Origin of the sequence: Pseudomonas mandelii, from assembly GCF_024138395.1 — a bacterium.
GTDB lineage: Bacteria > Pseudomonadota > Gammaproteobacteria > Pseudomonadales > Pseudomonadaceae > Aquipseudomonas > Aquipseudomonas mandelii_E.
This window is the reverse complement of sequence record NZ_JAMYDU010000072.1, coordinates 1-256: the sequence shown is the minus strand read 5'-3', so window position 1 is coordinate 256 and position 256 is coordinate 1. Positions and strand designations below refer to the sequence as shown.

1 protein-coding gene is annotated in these 256 nt (G+C 63.3%); it reads right to left on the bottom strand.

Features of this window, described 5'->3' with window-relative positions; genetic code table 11:
* Positions 1 to 256: hypothetical protein (locus tag NHU87_RS28355; protein WP_437180863.1), on the bottom strand; the 256-nt coding region annotated here is incomplete at both ends.

Below are 256 nucleotides of genomic sequence, written 5' to 3'. Positions count from 1 at the left end.
TGCCGCCGATCATCAGGTCGGCACCGGTTCCACCGTCCAGAAGGTTGTTGCCGCTGTTGCCGGTCAGGCGATTGCTCAGCGCGTTGCCGGTGGCGTCGAGGTGATCGCTGCCGGTGAGGGTCAGGTTCTCGAGGTTGCTGCCCAGGGTGTAACTGATCGACGAGGCGACCGTGTCAATTTCGGCCAGCGAGGTGCCGCGTTCGATCACCGTGTCGCCGAGGTTGTCGATGATATAGGTGTCATTGCCGGCACCGCC